The organism is Oleiphilus sp. HI0067 (assembly GCF_001635735.1).
Genome location: NZ_LWFI01000549.1, coordinates 1 through 851, shown reverse-complemented (window position 1 = coordinate 851; position 851 = coordinate 1). Strand labels below are relative to the sequence as shown.

2 protein-coding genes are annotated in these 851 nt (G+C 43.6%); both read right to left on the bottom strand.

The window, feature by feature from the left end; all coding sequences use genetic code 11:
• The coding region (locus tag A3739_RS06405) for a vWA domain-containing protein (protein WP_156502403.1) at positions 1-456 on the bottom strand (456 nt) is incomplete at its 3' end.
• Positions 457-596: 140 nt separating this feature from the next.
• Positions 597-809 carry a DUF1653 domain-containing protein gene (locus tag A3739_RS06400; RefSeq protein WP_068473223.1) on the bottom strand — a complete coding sequence of 71 codons (213 nt, stop codon included), beginning with the start codon at positions 807-809 and terminating at the stop codon, positions 597-599.
• Positions 810-851 lie beyond the last annotated feature (42 nt).

Here is an 851-nt window from a genome sequence, read left to right as displayed (position 1 = left end):
TTTTGCAGGATCTTTGTCAATGTCGACCATACCATCGGTCAGAAGAATAAAGTGAGTATTGCTGCTATCTGCCTCCAGATCCGCTGATGCGGTCTCAAGCGCTTTTCCTATATTTGTATGCAGTGCAACAGAGTTGATTTCATTAGCTTTCGTTTTTGCCATGGCACGCCAATCAGCATCCACAGCCTGGTATTTCACGAGATTGTTGACCCACTGACCAAAGGTCCAAACACCTACCTGACTCCCCTCAGGAACCAATTCAGTTAGCAAGTTGACGGCAGGAACACGAAGATTTTTCGGATCATTTTTCTTCATACTGCCAGATATATCGATAATTAATCGAACATCCGGTTGCACGTTTGAGTCAGCAAACGCATACCCCGAAGAAAGAATTAAGAGACTGGAAAACGCCACTGCTACGTATTGACGCACTTTTCGCAGACGCAAAAAAACCATTAAAGCCACCCTAACTACTCCTCGCGGAGTCAAAAATAAAATTCAGGAAATAACCTTAGGTATAGCAGAAAATACTATAAGAACAACGCGTAAGCACAAGTAAAGGCTTAAGTATTCAGACTTTTATGAGCAGATTACAATTACTTTTGAGTAAGGTATTGAAAGCGAGGTCGACGCACTCCGTCTAACTCGACATCCTCAGCAAACATTGCATAAGGTCGCACCCATAATCCATGCTCCCCATATAAAGCTCGGTATACAACAAGCTCTTCTTCTGTTTCTGAGTGTCGAGCCAAACCAATGACTTCGTAGCGTTGGCCTTTGTAATGCTCATAAATTCCCGGACGAATCATTCACCGTACCTCATACCTAATAAGCGTCGCGCGACAGACTCT

What these genes read in the sequence shown, in the direction of transcription:
- A3739_RS06400 (WP_068473223.1), bottom strand. Translation starts at nt 809, where the DNA reads ATGATTCGTCCGGGAATTTATGAGCATTACAAAGGCCAACGCTACGAA.